The sequence below is a fragment of the Bacillota bacterium genome (assembly GCA_030019365.1).
GTDB lineage: Bacteria > Bacillota > Sulfobacillia > JACIYH01 > JACIYH01 > JACIYH01.
This window is the reverse complement of sequence record JASEFA010000005.1, coordinates 105,785-124,839: the sequence shown is the minus strand read 5'-3', so window position 1 is coordinate 124,839 and position 19,055 is coordinate 105,785. Positions and strand designations below refer to the sequence as shown.

Here is a 19,055-nt window from a genome sequence, read left to right as displayed (position 1 = left end):
CACGACCCGGGCGGGAGCACATCCGGACAAAACGCGAGCCCCGGTCGAATCATACGCCGGGGCTCGCCTCGGAGTCAAGTATTTGTCATCATAGCTGACATCAACCTTACAAGAACCGGCTCCCGGCCTCGTCGTCGGGCTCGTCCGGTGGCGCATCGCTCGCGCCCCGGCGCACCCGGCGGCTGGCGCGGGGGCGACCCCGGCCTGCTCCTCCGAAGGCGGTCAGCTTCTCGGCCATCTCCCGCAGCTTGCGATCCACCAGGCAGTGCACCGTCCCCTCGGGGTAGGTACCGTCCGGCTGCAGGGTGCCGGCCGGGACCCCCGTCAGCAACTCGATGCCTTCGTCCACGGTGTGCACGGGGTAGATGTGGAACCTCCCCGCCCGCACCGCCTCCACCACCTCTTCCTTCAACATGAGGTCGTCCACGTTCTGGTGGGGGATGATCACGCCCTGCCGTCCCGTGAGATCCTTCACCTTGCACACGGCGTAAAAGCCCTCGATCTTCTCGTTGACCCCGCCGATGGGCTGCACTTCCCCGTTCTGGTTGACGGAACCGGTCACCGCCAGGTCCTGGCGGATGGGCAGGCCGGACAGGCTCGAGAGCAGGGCGTAGAGCTCGGTGCTGGAAGCACTGTCCCCGTCCACCTCTTCATAGGTTTGCTCGAAGACAAGCCGGGCCGACAGCGAAAGCGGCTTATCCTGGGCGTACTTGCCTCCCAGGTACCCTCCCAGGATGAGGACGCCCTTGGAGTGGATGTTCCCCGACATCTCCGTCTCCCGCTCGATATTGACCACACCCTCCTCCCCCAGGAAGGTGCGGGCGGTGATGCGGGAGGGACGCCCGAAGGAGTAGTCTCCCACCTGCAGGACCGAGAGACCGTTCACCTGGCCCGCCGTGGCTCCATCAACGTCCACCAGGATCTTGCCCTCGGCCAGCATCTCCCTGATCTTCTCTTCGATCCGGTTGGACCGGTAAATCTTCTCCTCGATGGCCTTATCGATGTGGGCCGCCCTGATGACGGGGCTGCCGTCTGCGTCGGCCCAGACGTTGGCCTCGTAGACCACCTCCACCACTTCGTTGAACCGGGTGGAGAGCTTCTTCTGGCTCCCGGCCAGGCGGGAGGAGTATTCCACCACCTTGGCCACCGCGGTGCGGTCCAGATGCCTGATCCCTTCTCGCCGGCACAAGGAAGACAGGAACCGGAAGTACCCCTCCAGGTTCTCGCCGTTCCGGGGCATCTCGGTATCAAAGTCGGCCTTCACCTTGAAGAACTTCCGGAAGTCCTCGTCGTAGTACTGGAGCAGCATATGCAGGACGGCATTGCCGACCAGGATGATCTTGACGTCCAGCGGGATGGGCTCGGGCCGCAGGGTACGCGTGGGGATGAGGCGGAACTGCTCCCCCATGTTCTCGATCTGGATGCTGCGGTTTTTCAGGGCGCGCTTTAGACCATCCCAGGCTCCCGGGTTGACCAGCACGTCCCGGGCCTGGAGGATGAGATATCCCCCGTTGGCGCGGTGGACGGCACCGGCCCGGATCATGGTGAAGTCGGTGACCATGACCCCCATGTGGCTGCGGTACTCCACCCCGCCGAAGAGGTTGTAATACGTGGGATTCGTCTCCACCACCACGGGAGCCCCCTGGGCACCGGCGTTGTTCACCAGCAGGTTCACCCGGTAGCGCAGGACGGCACTCTCCCTCTCCTGGCGGGGGGGCATGAACGGTAGGGGCACCGGTGTACCCTCCCCTTCGGAAGGCCGGAACTCCTCCAGATTCTCGCGTACGTCCCCTTCCACCCTGGAGAGGTAATTCACCACCAGGGGGAAGTCCCGCCACTTCTCCTGCAGACGCTCTATCAGGGGCCCCACCGCCACCCGGGCAATGCGCTGCTCCAGTTCGCGGATGGCTCCGCGCGCCTCCTTCTCCAGCATCCGCACCTGGCGCTGCGCCTGGGAGATCCACTCCTGCACCGCGTTACCCTTCTCTTCGATCTCGCGCCGCACCGGCTCGGGCAGCTCCTGATACTGCTCACTGGTGATCGGTTGGCCACCAATCAGCGGTGCCACCATGAATCCCGCGGCCGTTTGCTGCAGGGCAAAACCCTGGGTGCGCGCCCTTTCCACCAGGGCGCGCAACACCTCCGCAATGCGGCCCTGGTACTTGCCCATGGTCTCCGAACGCTGCTGCTCGTAGTCGGCGCTCTCGAAGACACGGGGGATGTGGGCCTTGAGGTCCTGGACCAGTTCCTCCATGTCCCGCTGAAACTCACTGCCCTTGCCGGGAGGCAGGCGCAGGGCCGCGGGCCGGTCGGCGTCGTCGAAGTTGTACACGTAGCACCAGTCGTCGGGAGCTTTTTGCCCGCGGGCCACCTTGCTCACCAGGGTCTGGGCATAAGTAGTCTTGCCTGTGCCCGGCACCCCCGCCATGTACATGTTGTAACCGGGGTTGCGCACCTTGAGGCCGAACTCCATGGCGCGCATGGCCCGTTCCTGACCGATCATCCCCTCCAGAGGGGGAACCTGGTCGGTGGTCTCATAGGGAAAGCAGGCAGGGTCGCACACCAGCCGCAAGGACCCGGGCTCTAGCTCGGCAACCGGCACGTTGGCTCCTCCCTTCGTTCGGCACATCCCGTCGTGGCCGTGGATACTATCTCACCTTCTCGCCCCGCCCGGCCAATCCTTCCTCGGGACGTCGCACCAGGCGCCGCCCTGCCCGGGAGTGCCGCACCCGGAGGCACCCCGGTCAGGAACTGGCAGCCGTGCTGTCTTTGGCCTGACTCTTCTCTTCCTTTTCCCGCTTGCGGTATTCTTCACTGCGGTAGTCGGTGGTGTGGAACCCCGACCCCTTGAAGATGATGCTCACGTGACGACTGATGAGCTTGCGCACCTTCCCCCCGCATTGTGGACACTCCTCGAGGGGCTCGGCGGTAATGCTGCGGTAAACCTCGAAGGTGCCACAATGCTCGCACTCGTACTCGTATACCGGCACCGCCCCACACCTCCTCAATCGTTATCGATTTTAGTCCTCACGGCACGATTGTCAAGCCACCTGCCGGCTCAGGCCTGCCCAACACCACGCGCCAGCGCTACGAGGAGTATGCCAGCGTGGGTCGGGGCGCGCGCATCGCATCAGACGATGGCCTCGACCTCGTCCCGATCCAGGCGAGCCCGGATGTGGCTCACCCTCTCCCTCAGCCGCCCCACCGGTTCCTCCCCGCCGGGAATCGCGGCGTCCTCCAGCTGCCGCAAGAGGTCAATTTCCCGGCGCAGGATGGAGATGACGTCGCCCTCCTGCAGGGTGGTGAGGCCGAGCAGGTCGGCGAAGGAGCATCCCTGGTACCAGCGGTAGGCCAGCAGGCAGGGCTCGGGGTGCCACCGGCAGAAATCGGGCGGTACCCCCCTGCGCACCAGAACCTCCTGCAGCCGGCGCACCGCGGCCATCGCGCGGAGGTGCACGGGTTCCACGGCCGGGTAGCGGCCGGGCTCGTAGTCCACCCCGGCCAGGATGGCGGCCACCTCTGCCGCAGGCGGCCCGGTGAGCAGGCCCCGGAAAGCCATCTCGGTGACCAGGATCTCCTGGTAGCGCAGCCGGGCGGCAAACAGGCCCGGGGGACGGAGACCATCCCGCCCCAGGTAACCCAGCCTGCCCAGCACGTCCACCAGGGCCTGGAACTGTCGCCGCGGGCCCCGGGCCACCCCGGTCAGCTCCTCCACCCGCCGGCCCAGGTGGCGGATGCGCCGCTGGGCGGCCTTCGCCTTCCTCCCCGGCAGGAGCCCGGCCCGGAGCTGATTCCTCAGCATTTCCATCTCCCGCCCGGCGGACTCCATCTGGCGATGGGCCCGGAACGAAAGCAGGCTCCTTTCCAGAAAGCGGTCGACCAGACTCTCGTCCCCCCACTGCCACATGTTGAGCACGGTGGCCGGCGACACGGTGAAGGTGCTCTCCACCGGCTCCACCGCCTGTTCCCGGTAGAAACCGGCCTCGTCCGGGCGATGGGCGGGAACGCGCACGTACACCCATCCCACGGGGTCGTATCCGCGCCGCCCGGCCCTACCCGCCATCTGAAAGAACTCACGCGCCCGCAGCATGCGGAAGTCTCGCCCGTCCCACTTGCGGCAGGCGTGGAAGACGGCGGAAGCCGCGGGGTAGTTCACCCCCGCCGCGAAGGTCTCCGTGCAGAACACCACCCGCACCAGACCCTGACAGTACAGCCTCTCTACCAGCAACTTGAGCTGCGGGGCCAGGCCGGCGTGGTGGTAGGCGATGCCCTGGACCAGCACGCGCAGCAGGGTGCGCCGCCCCGGCAGGTTCAGGAGGCCCGGATAGGCATCGCGCGCCTCCTTGATCTCCGCCCCCACCCGGCGTTTCTCGTCGGGTAGAAGGAAATCCCAGTTTTGCGCAACCTGCTCCGCCATCTCCTCGGTCTGCCGGCGGCTGAAGACGAAATACAAAAGGGGGAAATGCCCCCCCGCAGTCGCGATGGCTTCCAGCACCGCACCCGGGTCGGGTGCGTCGCTCCGCAGAGGCACCGCTAGCGCCGCTCGCTTCTCGCTCACAGCAGGTCTTCTGCCTCCCCCGGCCAGGAGCCACCCCTGTGACAGCCCCGTGCGCCCCGGCCCCCGCGCTCGAGCTCTTCGTGGTCTTCCCGGATTCCGCCCCACCCCGGCTGCCGCGGCCGGCGTGCCCTGCCCCTGCCCAGCAACCTGGCAGCGTCGCGGGCCTTCGCCTCCTCCACCACCCGTCCGTCGGGCAGGATCCAGCGGAACTCCAACGGCACCGGGCGCCTGCTCTCGTAAACCACGTGTACCGGGCGGGCGCGCACTCCCCCCATCCACTCCGCCAGCTCACCCGCATTGGAGACGGTGGCCGAAAGCCCCAGGATCACCAGGTGGTCCGGGCAGAAGATGACACTCTCTTCCCACACCGTCCCCCTCTGCTCGTCACCCAGGTAATGGATCTCGTCCAGCACGACGCAGGCCATCCCCGAGAGCATGGCGGGCTCGGTGAGACAGCGGTTGCGGAAAATCTCGGTGGTCATGACCAGCAGGGGCGCCCCGGGGTTGATGGAGATGTCCCCAGTCAGCAGGCCCACGCGTTGCTCGCCAAACAGCTCCACGAAATCCCGGAACTTCTGATTGGATATGGCCTTCAAGGGAGCGGTGTACCCCATCCCCCGCCCCCGCTCGAGGAGCCAGGCGGCAAACTCCTCGGCGATGCGGGTCTTTCCGCTCCCGGTGGGCGCGTATACCAGCACGTCCTGCCCGGCCAGCAGGTGGTCAATGGCCTCCCTTTGGAAGTCGTCAAGCTGACCGGGGGCCAGGGGCGGCGGGAATTCCACCCGCCCCAGGCCCCGGCCTCGTTTGAAGTCCTGCCTTGCACTCATGACCCTAGTTTAGCACACGGGCCCGGCCCCGGCCATCTTCAGCCCCGGCCAGCGCGGGGTCCCCCCCGCGCGCAAGGACGCGGCAGAAGGACATGCACCCGATGGGGTACCACATCCATAGCCTGGGACGGGGGAACCCAATCACCCCACACTCACAAACGAACCCCGTTCGCAGGGAAGGGAGATGGCGGTAATGAAGCGTGGCCACATAAAGCGGGTGTTTCCGGGGGGAAACACTTCCGTCGGATTCTTTTCCTTCTACGACTATATCGCGCCCCTCGACGCCACCCGCATATTCGTCATCAAAGGTGGCCCCGGTGTAGGAAAGTCCACCTTCATCCGGGGCATTGGTGAAGCCCTGGTGGGCCGGGGCATCGACATCGAGTTCCATCACTGCTCGTCGGACAACAACTCCCTGGACGGCCTGTACATCCCCGCCATCAAAGTGGCGCTAATCGACGGCACCGCTCCCCACGTCGTGGACCCCAAGGTGCCGGGTGCCGTCGACGAAATCATCCACCTGGGGGACTACTGGGACGAAAACGGCCTGCGGGCGCGCCGCAAGGAGATCATGGAGGCCAACGCGGAAGTGAGCCGATGCTTCGCCCGCGCCTACCGCTTCCTCAAGGCCGCCCAGGTGGTCTACGACGACTGGGAAACCCTCAATCGCCAGGCCATGGACTACGCCCTGGCCAACCAGAAGGCCGCCGCCCTCGTCGACGAGGTCCTGAACTCCCGGCCTATCGCTCCCAGGCTGGGTCGCGACCGCCACCTCTTCGCCTCCGCCATCACCCCCGACGGCCTCATGAACTACGTGGACACCATCATCGGGCCCATGCCCCGCAAGTACGTAATTCAGGGAGAACCGGGCACGGGCAAGTCGTACCTGCTCAAGAAGATCGCCACCGCCGCCCTCGAGCGCGGCCTGGACACCGGGCTCTACCACTGCCCCCTCAACCCCGAAAAGGTGGAGCACGTGGTGATCCCCGCCCTGGGCGTCGCCCTCACCAAGTCCATCGAGCCCCACACCTGGCGGCCCGCTCCGGAGGACATCATCGTGGAAATGAACGAATGCCTCGACCAGAAGATCGTGGCCCGCAACCAGGCTGCCATGAACGACGCCGAGCGGCTGTTCGGTCAGCTCTTCGCCCAGGGTATCGCCTGCATCCATAACGCCAAGGCCAGCCACGACCTCATGGAGGCCTACTACGTTCCCTGCATGGACTTCGAGAAGATCAGCCGCGTGCGCGAGCGCACCCTGGAACGAATCATGGGCTACGCCGCCGAGGTGGGCCTGGCCGCCGAGTAGACGCTCCGCCCGCCCGTCACTCCCGCCCGGTGTGTGGGCCGTCGATGCCCAACTCCTGGCAAGGCTTGACAAGTCGGCTTCCCGTGGGCGACAATTACCAGAGAAACAAATCACGGGAGGTGGGCAATGGCGTCGGAACGCTGGAATGCAGAACGGGTCCAGAACCTGTTCCGACGAGTCCTGCCCGGCAGGAGCCTGGTGGTGGTGTCCAACCGGGAGCCGTACCAGCACGTAAGGCACGATGCGGCCATAAAGGTAGACCGCCCGGCGGGCGGCCTTACCGCCGCGCTGGATCCGGTGATGCAGGGCCTGGGGGGAACGTGGGTGGCGTGGGGTAGCGGTAATGCCGACCGGGTGGTAGCACCCGCAGGCACTACCTGGGTCCCTCCCGAGGACCCGCGCTACCAACTCAAGCGCGTATGGCTGAGCAACAGCCAGGTTCGGGGCTACTACGAGGGGTTTTCCAACCGGGTGCTCTGGCCCCTCTGTCACCTGCTCATCGAGCGTCTTGACCTCCGCGAGTCCTTCTGGAAAGACTACGCCCGGGTCAACCTCCGCTTCGCCCGCGAAGCAGCACACATGGCCGACCCAGCGGACGTGGTCTGGGTCCACGATTACCAGCTGGCCCTGGTTCCGCTGTTCCTGCGGGCCCGGCGTCCCGGCACCCTCATATCCTCCTTCTGGCACATACCCTGGCCGCCCCATGCCGCCTTCCGCTTCTGCCCCCAGGCCTCGCAGATCATCAAGGGCCTGCTGGGTTGCGACCTCGTCGGCTTTCAGACCCCCGAATACGCCAGGCAATTTCTGGAGTGCTGCGAGAGGGAGCTGGCGGGGACGTGCCGGGTGACGTACGAGGAGCACCAGGAAGAATCCGCCCGGGCCTGGCGGGTGGGCGAGGTGGTGTGGCGCGACAGACCGGTGGCGGTGGGGGCCTTCCCCATCAGCATCGACTTCGACACCTTCGCGCAACTGGCCATCTCACCGGAGGCCCTGATGGCCGCCCGCCGCCTCCTCCGCCGCCTGGAGTTGCAGGCCCGCCCATCAGGCATTTACCTGCCCGGACCGGAATCCGCATCCCGCCTGGTGCTGGGAGTAGCGGTCGACAGGCTGGACTACACCAAGGGCATCCTGGAAAGGCTGGCGGCCGTCGATCGCTTCTTCGCCGATAACCCCCACTACCGGGAAAGGGTAACCGTCATCCAGGTGGTGGCACCCAGCCGTACAGGCATACCGGATTACCGGCGGCTTCGCTCTGAGGTGCTTGCGGCGGTCGCGCAGGTAAACTCCCGTCATGCCACCGAGCGCTGGCAGCCCGTGCACTCTATCGACCATAAGGTGGGCCACACCACCCTGGCCGGCCTCTACCGGCTGGCGGACTTCGCCATCGTGTCGTCCGTGTACGACGGCATGAATCTGGTGGCCAAGGAATTCGTGGCCGCGCGCGCGCATCCCGACGGCGTGCTCCTGCTCAGCAGGACGGCCGGGGCAGCCGGGGAGCTAGAGCAAGCGGTGCCCATCAATCCCCTGGACCCGGTGGGGTTCGCGGCTGCCATCCGCACGGCCGTGGAGATGCCGCCGGAGGAACGGCGCCGGCGTATGGCCGCACTTCAGGACTACGTGCGGGAACACAATATCTACCGCTGGGTAGCCGATTTCCTCGCCGCCCTCGCTTCGCTGCCTGCGGCGGGGCCGCTGCGAATCCATCGGGGACACCGCCCTTTGCTCGCCGCCCCGTGCGCCTCGGGCTGGTCGGTGGGACCCCGAAGGAGCCACCCGTGACCGTGATACCGCGCCGGCGGCGGGCGCCCGCGGTGGTACCACGCCGCCCGCGAACCCCTGTATCCGCATCCCGGCCGACGAAGGTGTCGGGTTGATGGCAAGGTGTAGCACCCCGCCCGGCGACGAGTGCTGGCGGCGCATCAGAGGAGCACTGGCGGCCGGGCTCGACCTGGCACTGTTCCAGGACCTGGACGGCACTCTGGCTCCTCTTGCCCCTTCGCCCGAACGGGCCCGCCTGCCCGGGGACACCCGCAGGGTGCTGGAATCTCTCCGTTCGCTCCCGCGCTGCCTCATCTGGGTGGTCACCGGCCGCAGGGCACAGGATGCCCTGGGCATGGTGGGCCTGCCCGACATCGGATACGCGGGAGTCCATGGCCTGGAAATCAGGTGGCCTGCCCCCCGCCCGGACCGCGGAGAGCACCCGGCCGGCGTGGATGGGCGGGCGTGCCCGGCCGGCGCCGAGGAGCTGGTGTACCCGGCCGGCGCCCAGGAGGCCGTGCCCGCCGTGAGAACAGCACTGGCCGCCCTGCGCCGGGATCTGGCGACGGTGCCGGGATGCCTGCTGGAGGACAAGGGGCTCTCTGTGGCCGTACACTACCGCCAGGTCGCCCGCCACTTGCGCCCGCACGTGATCGCCACCGTGCAAGACGTGGCGGCGAGGTTCCCGTCGCTCCGCCTCCAGCCCGGTCACTGGATGCTGGAACTCCGCCCCCAGCTCCCCTGGGACAAGGGCAAAGCCGTACGGTGGTTGCTGGAGAAAACCTACGGTGGAGAATGGAGCGGGCGGGTGCTTCCCGTATACATCGGGGACGACCTCACCGACGAGGATGCCTTCGAATCCCTGGGTCGTCGCGCCGTCACCATCAAGGTGGGACCCGGCCCCACCGGGGCCGCCTACCGGCTCAGGGGCCCTGAGGAGGTGACGCGCTTCCTGCAGGAGTGCGCGTGCCTGCTGTCAGCTACCGGCCCGTCCCGGGCGGGTGGCAGGCAGTGGGGACAGTGATCTCCGGAAGCCTGGGCACGTATTTGGTCCGCAGACGGCCCCATCCCAGTTCGCTCTTGCCACGATCTCCAGGCTGCTCCCGCACCCGGTTTACGAATCAGCCCCGCTACTTCCTCCACGAGCTGCTGCGAAATCCTCCGCGGGTCGCGGATAATGCCGCGCAGCCAGCAGCACGTCCACGCGGTGATCCAGCAACTGCACGGCAATCTCGTTCTCAAGGTCGCGGTTTTCTATGTGCGCCGCGAAAGCGGCCGGGGTAGCGTGGGTGATGCGCCTCCCCTGACCACGCAGGCCAGGGTCATCTGCGCATACCCCATACCGTCGCCGATGAGCAGGCCAAGCGGCGATTTTTTCGCCGCTCCCGGCGCGCGCAAGTGGCGAAAGATTATCCAGAACGGTATCCCGGCAGACGTCCGGGGGAGTTCCCTGAGTCAAGCCGGTTGCATAACGCAGGAAAACAACGACTTATGTGACGGTGGCACACGGGCAGGGGAGCACCACGTCGCGGTAGGCCACCTGACACCCGGCATGTGTCGAAAGAATCACCACCCATTTCCTACGAGAGCGGCGAGAATTTGGCCGCTTGTGAACTGTTCATCGGGGAGCAGACGGTCAAGACCCACGTAAGCAACATCCTGGCCAAGCTGCACCTGGCCGACCGCACTCAGGCTGCCGTATACGCGTGGCGGCGGGGGCTCATCCCCGCCGGCCCCGAGATCGAACGGTTCCCCCGTGGGAAGTAAACCGGTCCATAAGAGCGCTCAGGCCCCGATATCCCGTTCGCACACAGGCTCGCAACGCCGTCCCTGCCGTCCGCCCTCCCAGCCGCACGGCGCGACGTATGAGAGAATGGACCGCGGCCCGGACGAGGAGGTAGTCAGCGTCAACGTCCTCAGAGGTGATACCGACCGCAGCCAGGAGCCGCTCCCGCTCCTGCGCGGGAAGACGGCGCAGGGAACGCCGGATGGCGGCCAGCAACACCAGGAAATCATCCATCTGGCCCACCACCGGGATGAAGCCGGGGATGAGATCCACGGGCGAGACGCTGTAGCCGACCGCCAGAGCCAGCAAAGCCTTCTGGCTTCTTCCCAGGCGGCCATCCCTCCACAGGGCCCAGGCCAGGCGGGCGTATGCGGGCAGCCGCGCCAGCACCCGTTTCACGTCGTGGGTGTGGCTACAGGGCGTCATCGACCAGCTCCTTTTCATCGGTAGGATATCCCGGGGGTCCCCGGTCAGGACACTCGCGGGTGTCAGGGGCGATCGGGTGCCGCCGGCCGGAGAGGTGGGCGGCGGCTGGTGGCCACGTCCAGGGCCGCGAAGAACATCATGCCGGCGAGGCACAGCCAGCCCATCAGCGGCCACAGGTTGTAGGGCGGGAAGGCCAGGGTGAGCTAGAGGGCGCTCATCACCGCCATGCCCAGCCCCGCCCCGCTGCGCACGAGGAAGTGCCTCCCCCGCCAGGACAGGCGGGCTAGGGCAGGGGCGGCCCCAGGGCAAGCCAGCGTATCCACCGCCAGCGCCCCATGCGCCGGCGCACCCAGTCCGTCACCGCCGTCGCCTCCCATGACCGCGGCGGCGTGGTACCCGGGGGCGCGAAGGCGGCCTCTTCGACTGCTGCGGTGAGCCTGGCCAGGGCGGATCGCACGCTCTCCTCCATGTGAGGGCCCGATTCGCGCAGGAATTCCCGCGGCGTCTGCCCGGAGCGCCTCACCAGCCCCAGCAGGGCCAGGCACTGCTCCACGAGTCGGTACTGGCGCAGGACGAAAGCGCCCACCGACTCGCCCGCCCGCAACCGCTGCTGACGGTGCAGGGAAGCCTGCCGGTAGAGGATGCGCCCGCCCGCTCCGCCCAGCGCGACCACGGCGGTCACCGCCACCCACGGCAGGCCCGCCGGCCGGGGCAACTCTGGAGAAGGGGAAGCGGCCCCCGGTTCTTCCAGAGCAGGCTCCGGCCGACCCGGAAACCCGCCCGGACCCGGACCCGCCCGGCCGGGCACCCCGGCACCGGGGCCGGGGCTCACGGGCGCAGGCACGTACTCCCGCGTGGGCACACCGTACCGGGGCGTGGGGTCGAAGGTGACCCACCCGCATCCGGGAATGAAGACCTCCACCCAGGCGTGGGCGGCCGCGTCAGGCACCTCGATCCAGGTGCCGGACTCCAGATCGACGACAAATCCCTGCACCCACCGCGTGGGGATGCCCAGGCTGCGGAGCATCACCGCCATGGCGGTGGAGTGATGGACGCAGTATCCCCGGCGGAGGTCGAAGAGGAAATCGGCCACGAAGTCTTCGCCCCGGGCGGGACGCGGTGCCCCGGTATCGTAGGGATAGTTCCTCCGCAGGTACTGCTCCAGCGCCAGTGCCTTCTCGTAGATGCTGCCTGCCGGAGCCGTAACCCGCCGGGCCAGCTCTTCGACCTCGGGGGGGACGGAAGGCGGCAGTTCCAGGTACATCCGCCACCTGTCCGGGTCCACCTCCCCCCGCTGATATAGCTCGTCCAGGGCGTGCAGCGGCACGCGGGCCCGGACGATGTAGCTATCCACCCGGCGCGACGAGGTGACCTCTATGTCACCAGTGGCCAGAGTCTCTCCACTCTGCTCGACCTCGACGGGTATCCAGGGCGAAAACAGGTAGGGATACCGGAAATCCCGGGCCCTCACCTCCATTTGCACGTCCAGCCAGAATGGCGACAACTGTTCACCGAGTCGCTGCCACCACCTGAGTTGCAGGGGACCGGTGGGAAAGGCGAAGCGGTGGGGCCGGGTCCGCCATCCCCGCCCGGTATACACGTGCTCCACCGTCCCCCGCAGGTAGAGCTGGTGGGGAGCATAGGGGAGCACCGGCCCGGGCCGGACCTCGGCCCGGGAGATCAGCACTTCCATGGCCACCCCCGTGCCGGCTGAAACCGGACCTCCCAGGTTGCCGGCGTCGGGATTGAACCCCACCGGCCCGGTGGCAAGCCCTCCTCGCAGCCGGCCCAGCCCCGGTATGGTGTCAAGGAACCAGTCCACCACCCGGCCTGGAGACACCGTCGGATAGGATGGCAGCCCCCGGGCCGGTACGAGGATGAGGGCCGTCAGCAATGCCACCCAGGCGGCCGCTCGCAGGCCGGTGAGGGACTCGCTGAGATTCGGCCGCAGGGGCGGGGCGGGTCGCCGGGGCGAGGCAGGTGGAGGGGGCGAGGCAGGCCCCTCCCCGCCAGCGGCACCCCGTTCCCGCCCGGCGGCCGTGGCGTTGCGCCAGGCGGCCAGCCACGCCATGGCCAGCACCAGGTACAGACCCAGGTAGTCCAGGCCGCGATCGAAGAAGGAAAACCACTCCAGAAGGGGCACCAGGCCCCCGGCCACCAGGGGCCAGAAGGGGTCACGGCGCCGGGCGCAAGAGGCAAGGACCAGGGTCGCCACCCCCAGCGGGGCCAGGATGGCCCCCGCCCAGGCCAGGTCGGCCGTCAGCACGGGAGGGGTACCGCGACCCCATTCCAGCAGGGCAGCCAGACCGCCCTCCGCCCACGCCCACCCCCGGGCCAGCCAGGCCCGCACCTCGGGGCGCGCACTCTCGAGGGCGAGCACCGCCACCAGTGCGCCCAGGCCGATGGCCGTCTGCCGGCTCCAAAAGGCCAGGGCCACCGCCACCAGACACTGCCCGGCGGCAACCAGCATCACCAGGGCCCCGTGATACTGGTAGTCCATGGCCTGGAGCAGAGAACGGGTGAGGGCCACCAGGGCCGCATAACCCACGACCCCCAGCACCAGGGCGTCCGCCAGCGCCCCGCGCCCGACTGCCCTGCCCACCAGCCCCTTGTTTCCACCGCTGCCCGCCGGCAAACCCACCTGCGCACCTCCGGCCACGGGCACCGTCACCCTCCTGCGCGGGCAGCGCCGGCCGCCCCCGCGTGAGCATAAGCTTCCCGGCGCAAGGGCTGCCGGATGCGGGTGAGGCGCCAGCGCAGGGGGTCCCCCACTAGATGGGCCCGGAGCACGCCCAGGCCCCGCTCGCCCAGGTAGGCCACTCGCCCCTGATCACCCTGGGTCTCGCCGCTCTCGCTCTCGCCCGCCAGCACCAGGTAGGCGCCCAGTCCCCGCCCGCGGGCCCGCAGCAACCCGTCGAACAGGACGCCATCCAGCCGGGGGGTAATGGCCAGGAGGGTGCATCCCCGGGGGAGCGAGCCCAGCCGGACCCCCAGCACCTCGCCCAGGGGGAGAGGGCCCCGCTGCACCCGCAGCAGGCCCTGCATGATCTCACGCCACTTGCTCTCGCCCCGGCCCGGCATCACCGCCACGGGCGGATTCCCCTGCCCCACGAGACCCACCGCGGCTCCTCCCAGGAGCAGCCACCGGGCCAGGGAGGCAGCCACTTCCACGGGCGCTTCCTCGCTGGCATCAAGGAAGATCCACACTTCGGGCACCGCACCCTCTTCCAGTACCCGTACCTGCCAGGAACCCCTGCGGGCGGTGGCCTTCCAGTCAATCAGGCGCGGATTGTCCCCGGGCTGGAAGGCCCGCACCTCCACCAGGTTGGAGAAGTCCTCCTGGCTGGGACGCCTGGTGCGCATGCGTCCGAAAGATCTCCCCGGCGCCACCGGAGGCGAATCCACGGGCAGCACGCGGGGATAAACGGTGACCCGATCGCCCCGGGCGGTGGTCTCCGCCCGCCAGATCCCGAGCGGATCGCGCACCTCGATTTCTACCGGTCCCAGGTGATACGTCCCCCGGGGCAGGTGCAGAGGGCCGAGGGCCATGCTGGAAGTTCCCAGAGCCGGGACCCGCCCGCAAAAGGAACCGTCCAGGGAAGGACGGCAATCCGCCGTTCCCCTCACCACGGTCAGGGGGACGGGCAGGAATCCCTCATTGTTCAGCCGCAGGCGCAGGACGGTCCGGTCCGACGTAGTCAGCACCCGCCGCTCCGGCTCCAGATACACACTCAGATTCCCCACGGACAGCCGCACCCAGAGCCAGGTCAGTCCCAGGAGGAGCAATGAGGTGTTCGCCAGCAGCGCGAAGGGTTTCCCCCCCACGAAGACCGCCAGGCCCGCGCTAACCACCAGCAGGTAGATGATCCTGCGGTCCGCCAGTCCGCGCGCAAGCATCACCCCCCGATGAGGACATCAGGCCGGCCGGGGAAGGGGGACGGGAACCTGCGCCAGCAGCCGGTCCACCACATCCTGGGGTGTGGTCCCGTCCAGGCGAGCCTCCGGCCGCAGGATGAGGCGGTGGGTCAGCACCGGGCGAGCCATCTGCTTTATGTCGTCGGGAAGGACGTACTCCCGCCCCGAGGCGGCCGCCAGGGCCCGGCCGGTGCGGAACAGGGCCAGGGAAGCCCTGGGGCTAGCGCCCAGGTACACCTCCGGCATCTCGCGGCTGCGCCGGGCCAGCCGGGCTATGTAATCCTTGATGGAATCGTCCACGTACACGGAGGCCAGCCGTTCCCGGGCAGCCAGCACCTCGCCTACGGAGGTCACGGGTTCCAGGCCCTCCAGAGGATGCCCGACCGCAAACCGGTCCAGAATGGATACCTCTTCCGAGAGGCCGGGATATCCCAGCTGGATGCGCAGCAGGAAGCGGTCCAGCTGGGCTTCCGGCAGCGGGAACGTGCCCTCGTACTCGATGGGATTCTGGGTGGCCAGCACCATAAAGGGCTCCGGCAGGCGGTGGCTGACCCCATCCACCGTCACCTGGCGTTCTTCCATGGCCTCCAGCAGGCTGGACTGGGTCTTGGGGGAAGCGCGGTTGATCTCGTCGGCCAGGATGATCTGTCCCATCAGGGGACCGGGGCGGAACACGAAGTCGCCCCGGCCCTGGTCGAAAACGCTGGTCCCGGTGATGTCGGCGGGCAGGAGATCGGGAGTGAACTGGATGCGCCGGAACTCGCAGCCCAGGGAGCGAGCCAGGGCCCGCACCAGGGTGGTCTTACCCAGCCCGGGCACGTCCTCGATGAGGACATGCCCCCGGCACAGGAGGGCGATGATGATGCTGCGTATGGCCTCCCGCTTCCCCACGATGACGCGGGCCACATTATCTTCTACGCGGCGTGCCCACCCGGCAAGATCCATTGCACGCCCATCATACATCAAACCCCCACCGCTGCAAAGAAGAGCCACTCCCGCATGCCGCTCGGGGCCGCAGCCAGCAGCGCGGATCACGGGCCGCCCTGTGGCGCGGGCGGATCACGGGCCGACCCGCGGAGCAGGGCGGATCAGAGGCGGAGCCGGGGGTCGAGCACGTCCCGCATCCCGTCCCCCAGCAGGTTGAACCCCAGGACGGTCAGAAGGATGGCCAGGCCGGGGAACACCCCCACCCACCAGGCGCTCCGGAGCAGGTTGCGCCCCTGGCTGATCATGGCCCCCCAGTCGGGAAGGGGAGGCTGGGCCCCCAGGCCCAGGAAGCTCAGGCCCGCGGCCGACAGTATGGCCGACCCGATCTCCAGGGAGGCCAGGATGAGCACGGGTGCCACCACATTGGGGACCACGTGTCGCCTCATGATGCGCAGATCCCGGGCGCCCGCTGCCCTGACCGCCTCAATGAACTCCTTTTCCCGTAGAGACAGGGTGGCTCCCCGGATGAGACGGGCAAACTGGGGGACGCCCTGGATGCCCACCGCCACCATCACGTTGTACAGGCCGGGCCCCAGGGCAGCCACCACGGCCAGGGCCAGCAGGATGCCGGGGAAGGCCAGCAGGACGTCCATCAAGCCCATCAGGACGCGGTCCAGAGTGCCGGCGTAGTACCCCGATACCAGTCCCAGGGTGGCCCCCACCGCCAGGCTGATGGTCATGGCCAGCACCCCTATCTGCAGGGACACCCGCGATCCCCATATGATGCGCGACAGCAGGCTGCGTCCGAACATGTCCGTCCCAAAGGGATATCCGGGGAGGGGCGCCAGCAGGCTCTTCCCCATGTCCTGAGCGTCGTACCCTTCCGGCGCCAGCAGGGGCGCCAGCACCGCCACTAGGATCAGGGCCAGCACCAGCCCGCCTCCCGTGATGGCCTGCTTGGAGCGCAGCAGTCGTCGCACAAACGCCAAGCCCCAGACCTCCGTCAGTCGAACCTGATGCGGGGATCGATGAGCCCGTACACCAGGTCCACGGTGAGATTCAGCAGTACGAACACGGTGGCCATGAGTAGCACGGTCCCCTGCACGACCGGGTAGTCGCGGGCGTTGATGGCGTTGACCACCAGGGTCCCCACCCCCGGCCAGGCGAACACCTGCTCCGTGATCACCGCCCCGCCCAGCAGCGCCCCCAGGCGCAGCCCTGCCACCGTCACCACAGGAATCAGGGCGTTCTTGAGGGCGTGCCGGTACAGCACCACCCGCTCCGGCAGGCCCTTGGCCCGCGCCGTGCGCACGTAATCCTGGGACAGCACCTCGAGCAGGCTGGAGCGGGTCAGGCGGGCGATCACGGCTCCCGACGGACTGCCCAGGGCAATGGCCGGCATCAGGATCGATTCCAGCCCGGCCGGCGTCCACAAGGGCCCTCCCCGGCCGGAGGCAGGCAGCCAGCCCAGGTAGTACGAGAAAAGGAGCATGAGGAGCAACCCCAGCCAGAACGTCGGCACAGAAATCCCCATCAGGGCCGCCCCCATGGTACCGGCGTCCCACGCCGAGTTCTGGCGGGCTGCCGAGAACACCCCCACCAGCACGCCCGCGGCGATGGCCAGGACCAGGCTCACGCTGGCCAGCTCCACGGTGTAGGGGAAACGGGTCCAGATCTCCTCGGCCACGGGGCGGCCGGAGCGGAAGGAAGTGCCCAGGTCGCCCTCCACCACACCCTTCAGGAACCGCCCGTACTGCACCGGCAGCGGCTGGTCCAGTCCCAGCCGCACGCGGATCGCCTGGATGTCCTCTTCGTAGGCCTCCGGTCCCGCCAGCAGGCGGGCCGGGTCGCCAGGGGTGAGGTGCACGATCAGGAAGACCAGCACCGACACCCCCAGCAACACGGGAACGGCGAGCATCAGCTTGCGGAGAGCGTAAGCGTGCACTACCCGTTCACTTCTCGATGGTGATCTGGGTGAAGTCCTCCCTGGGCACGCTCCAGCGGTACCCCTTGACCCTGGCGGACGTGATCACCATTTCGCTCTCGTTGGACAGGAAGACGAACCAGGCCTGATCGTTGACGATCTGGGCCGCTTTCACGTAGATCTCCGTGCGCCTGGGTTGATCGGTGGTGGCCAGCCCCTGGTCCAGGAGCCGATCCAGCTCGGCGTTGGAGAAGCCGCCGTAGTTGCCCCGTCCTCCCGTTTTCACCAGGGGATCAAAGAACAGGGAGGGTTCGCCCGATGACTGGTTCCATCCCAGGAAGGCCACCTGGTACTTGCCTCCCCGCACCTCCTCGAGGAAGGCCCCCCACTCCATGACCTTGATCTCGGCCTGGATACCCACCTTGGCCAGCTGGTTCTTGAAGGCCTCGCACATCTCTTTGTCCATGAAGTAGCGCCCATCGGGCGAGTCGATGGTCAGCTTGAGGGGCTGGCCGCCCTTGCGCAGGACGCCGTCCGCCCCGGGCTTCCATCCGGCCTCGGCCAGAAACTGCTTCGCCTTCTCCGGGTCATAGGGGTAGTGGGTAAGCTTGTCCGACCCCGGGTAAGCCCAGCTGGCCAGCGGAACTATGGAATCGGCCGGGGTGCACATGGGCACTCCCAGGGTCTTGACCACCGTGGTCACATCCAGGGCATGGTTGATGGCCTTGCGCACCCGAATGTCATCCAGGGGCTTGGCGCGGGTGTTGAACGACAGGTACCGGATCATGTAGCCGGGGCCGGAGTGGATCTTCACCGCCGGGTTCTTGCTCAGCCGCTCCAGGTCCTGCTTGGGAGCCCGGCTGATGTAGTGGACACCTCCGGTCTCCAGCTCCACCACCTGGGTGTTGGCCTCCGGGATCACGCGCACCACCACCCGGTCCAGCCTGGGCCGGCCACCCCAGTACCCGTCGTTGGCCACCATGACGAAGCGCTGGCCGGGCACCCACTCCTGATACTTGAAGGGACCCGTACCGACCGGCTCGCGGGCGAACTTGTCCCCCAGGGTCTCGAAGGCCTTCTTGCTGGGGATATAGCCGCCGTTGGTGGTGACCACGACGTCCAGGAAGGCGGCGTTGGGACCGCTCAGCGTGAACTGCACGGTGTAGGCGTCAGGAGCTTTCATCTCCTTGATGGTGGAGAACTGCTTCTTGAAGTTGGATCCCTCGCCCATGGCCCTCTGGAAGTGCCAGATCACCACGTCGGCATTGAAATCCGAGCCATCGTGGAACTTCACACCCTTGCGCAGGTGGAAGGTCCAAACCGTCCCGTCCGGGGACACATCCCACTTCTCCGCCAGGGAGGGGACGAACTTGCCGTCGAACTCCCGCCTTACCAGCTGCTCGTAGATGAACGACGCCACGAAGCTGGAAGGAGCATCCCCGATCTTCACGGGATCGAACTGCACCACGTCGGTGACGTTGGCGATGACGAACTCCTGGGTGGGCTTCTGCTGCTCGGCCGGCTGCTTGCCGCCCGCGCACCCCGCCAGCAGGAGCACCACCATGGTCACCCCCATCAGGCCGAGTAGCCGTCTTTTCACGTCCTCGTTCCCCCTTCTCACAGGA

At 67.7% G+C, this 19,055-nt stretch carries 14 protein-coding genes and 1 pseudogene; 4 read left to right on the top strand and 11 right to left on the bottom strand.

What is annotated here, in order from left to right; translation table 11 throughout:
* Window positions 1-106: 106 nt before the first annotated feature.
* The 4 genes from QME70_09375 to QME70_09360 form a co-directional block, all read right to left on the bottom strand.
* On the bottom strand, window positions 107-2,602 hold the full coding sequence (locus tag QME70_09375) for an ATP-binding protein (protein MDI6894798.1): 2,496 nt from the start codon (window positions 2,600-2,602) through the stop codon (window positions 107-109).
* A 142-nt stretch (window positions 2,603-2,744) separates the two neighbouring features.
* Complete coding sequence (locus QME70_09370) at window positions 2,745-2,990, bottom strand: zinc ribbon domain-containing protein (protein ID MDI6894797.1); 246 nt, start codon at window positions 2,988-2,990, stop codon at window positions 2,745-2,747.
* Between the two features lie 140 nt (window positions 2,991-3,130).
* Window positions 3,131-4,558, bottom strand: a complete 1,428-nt coding sequence (locus QME70_09365) for an RNA helicase (GenBank protein MDI6894796.1) — start codon at window positions 4,556-4,558, stop codon at window positions 3,131-3,133.
* The gene (locus tag QME70_09360; protein ID MDI6894795.1) at window positions 4,555-5,385 is read right to left on the bottom strand and encodes a DEAD/DEAH box helicase; all 831 of its coding nucleotides are present in this window, start codon (window positions 5,383-5,385) and stop codon (window positions 4,555-4,557) included. The genes QME70_09365 and QME70_09360 overlap by 4 nt, the downstream gene beginning before the upstream one ends.
* Window positions 5,386-5,569: 184 nt before the next feature.
* Between QME70_09360 and QME70_09355 the strand changes: the two genes are divergently transcribed.
* The 4 genes and pseudogenes from QME70_09355 to QME70_09340 all read left to right on the top strand — a co-directional run bounded on the left by QME70_09355 (window position 5,570) and on the right by QME70_09340 (window position 10,219).
* Window positions 5,570-6,694: a PRK06851 family protein gene (locus QME70_09355; protein MDI6894794.1), complete on the top strand. Its 1,125-nt coding sequence runs from the start codon at window positions 5,570-5,572 to the stop codon at window positions 6,692-6,694.
* Window positions 6,695-6,820: 126 nt separating this feature from the next.
* Complete coding sequence (locus QME70_09350; GenBank protein MDI6894793.1) at window positions 6,821-8,473, top strand: trehalose-6-phosphate synthase; 1,653 nt, start codon at window positions 6,821-6,823, stop codon at window positions 8,471-8,473.
* A gap of 94 nt (window positions 8,474-8,567) precedes the next feature.
* On the top strand, window positions 8,568-9,476 hold the full coding sequence (gene otsB / locus QME70_09345; GenBank protein ID MDI6894792.1) for a trehalose-phosphatase: 909 nt from the start codon (window positions 8,568-8,570) through the stop codon (window positions 9,474-9,476).
* A 590-nt stretch (window positions 9,477-10,066) separates the two neighbouring features.
* Window positions 10,067-10,219: pseudogene (locus tag QME70_09340) on the top strand (LuxR C-terminal-related transcriptional regulator).
* Here the strand turns inward: QME70_09340 and QME70_09335 are convergent.
* The 7 genes from QME70_09335 to QME70_09305 form a co-directional block, all read right to left on the bottom strand.
* Complete coding sequence (locus QME70_09335) at window positions 10,173-10,664, bottom strand: YkvA family protein (protein ID MDI6894791.1); 492 nt, start codon at window positions 10,662-10,664, stop codon at window positions 10,173-10,175. The pseudogene QME70_09340 and the gene QME70_09335 sit on opposite strands and share 47 nt — an antisense overlap.
* A gap of 283 nt (window positions 10,665-10,947) precedes the next feature.
* On the bottom strand, window positions 10,948-13,305 hold the full coding sequence (locus QME70_09330; protein ID MDI6894790.1) for a transglutaminase domain-containing protein: 2,358 nt from the start codon (window positions 13,303-13,305) through the stop codon (window positions 10,948-10,950).
* Window positions 13,306-13,331: 26 nt separating this feature from the next.
* The gene (locus QME70_09325; protein MDI6894789.1) at window positions 13,332-14,561 is read right to left on the bottom strand and encodes a DUF58 domain-containing protein; all 1,230 of its coding nucleotides are present in this window, start codon (window positions 14,559-14,561) and stop codon (window positions 13,332-13,334) included.
* An 18-nt stretch (window positions 14,562-14,579) separates the two neighbouring features.
* A complete protein-coding gene (locus tag QME70_09320) occupies window positions 14,580-15,542 on the bottom strand; it encodes a MoxR family ATPase (protein ID MDI6894788.1) in 963 nt (320 codons plus the stop codon).
* Between the two features lie 125 nt (window positions 15,543-15,667).
* Window positions 15,668-16,495 carry an ABC transporter permease gene (locus QME70_09315; GenBank protein ID MDI6894787.1) on the bottom strand — a complete coding sequence of 276 codons (828 nt, stop codon included), beginning with the start codon at window positions 16,493-16,495 and terminating at the stop codon, window positions 15,668-15,670.
* Between the two features lie 14 nt (window positions 16,496-16,509).
* Window positions 16,510-17,451: an ABC transporter permease gene (locus QME70_09310; protein ID MDI6894786.1), complete on the bottom strand. Its 942-nt coding sequence runs from the start codon at window positions 17,449-17,451 to the stop codon at window positions 16,510-16,512.
* 7 nt (window positions 17,452-17,458) lie between these two features.
* A complete protein-coding gene (locus tag QME70_09305) occupies window positions 17,459-19,030 on the bottom strand; it encodes an ABC transporter substrate-binding protein (protein MDI6894785.1) in 1,572 nt (523 codons plus the stop codon).
* Between the last annotated feature and the right edge of the window lie 25 nt (window positions 19,031-19,055).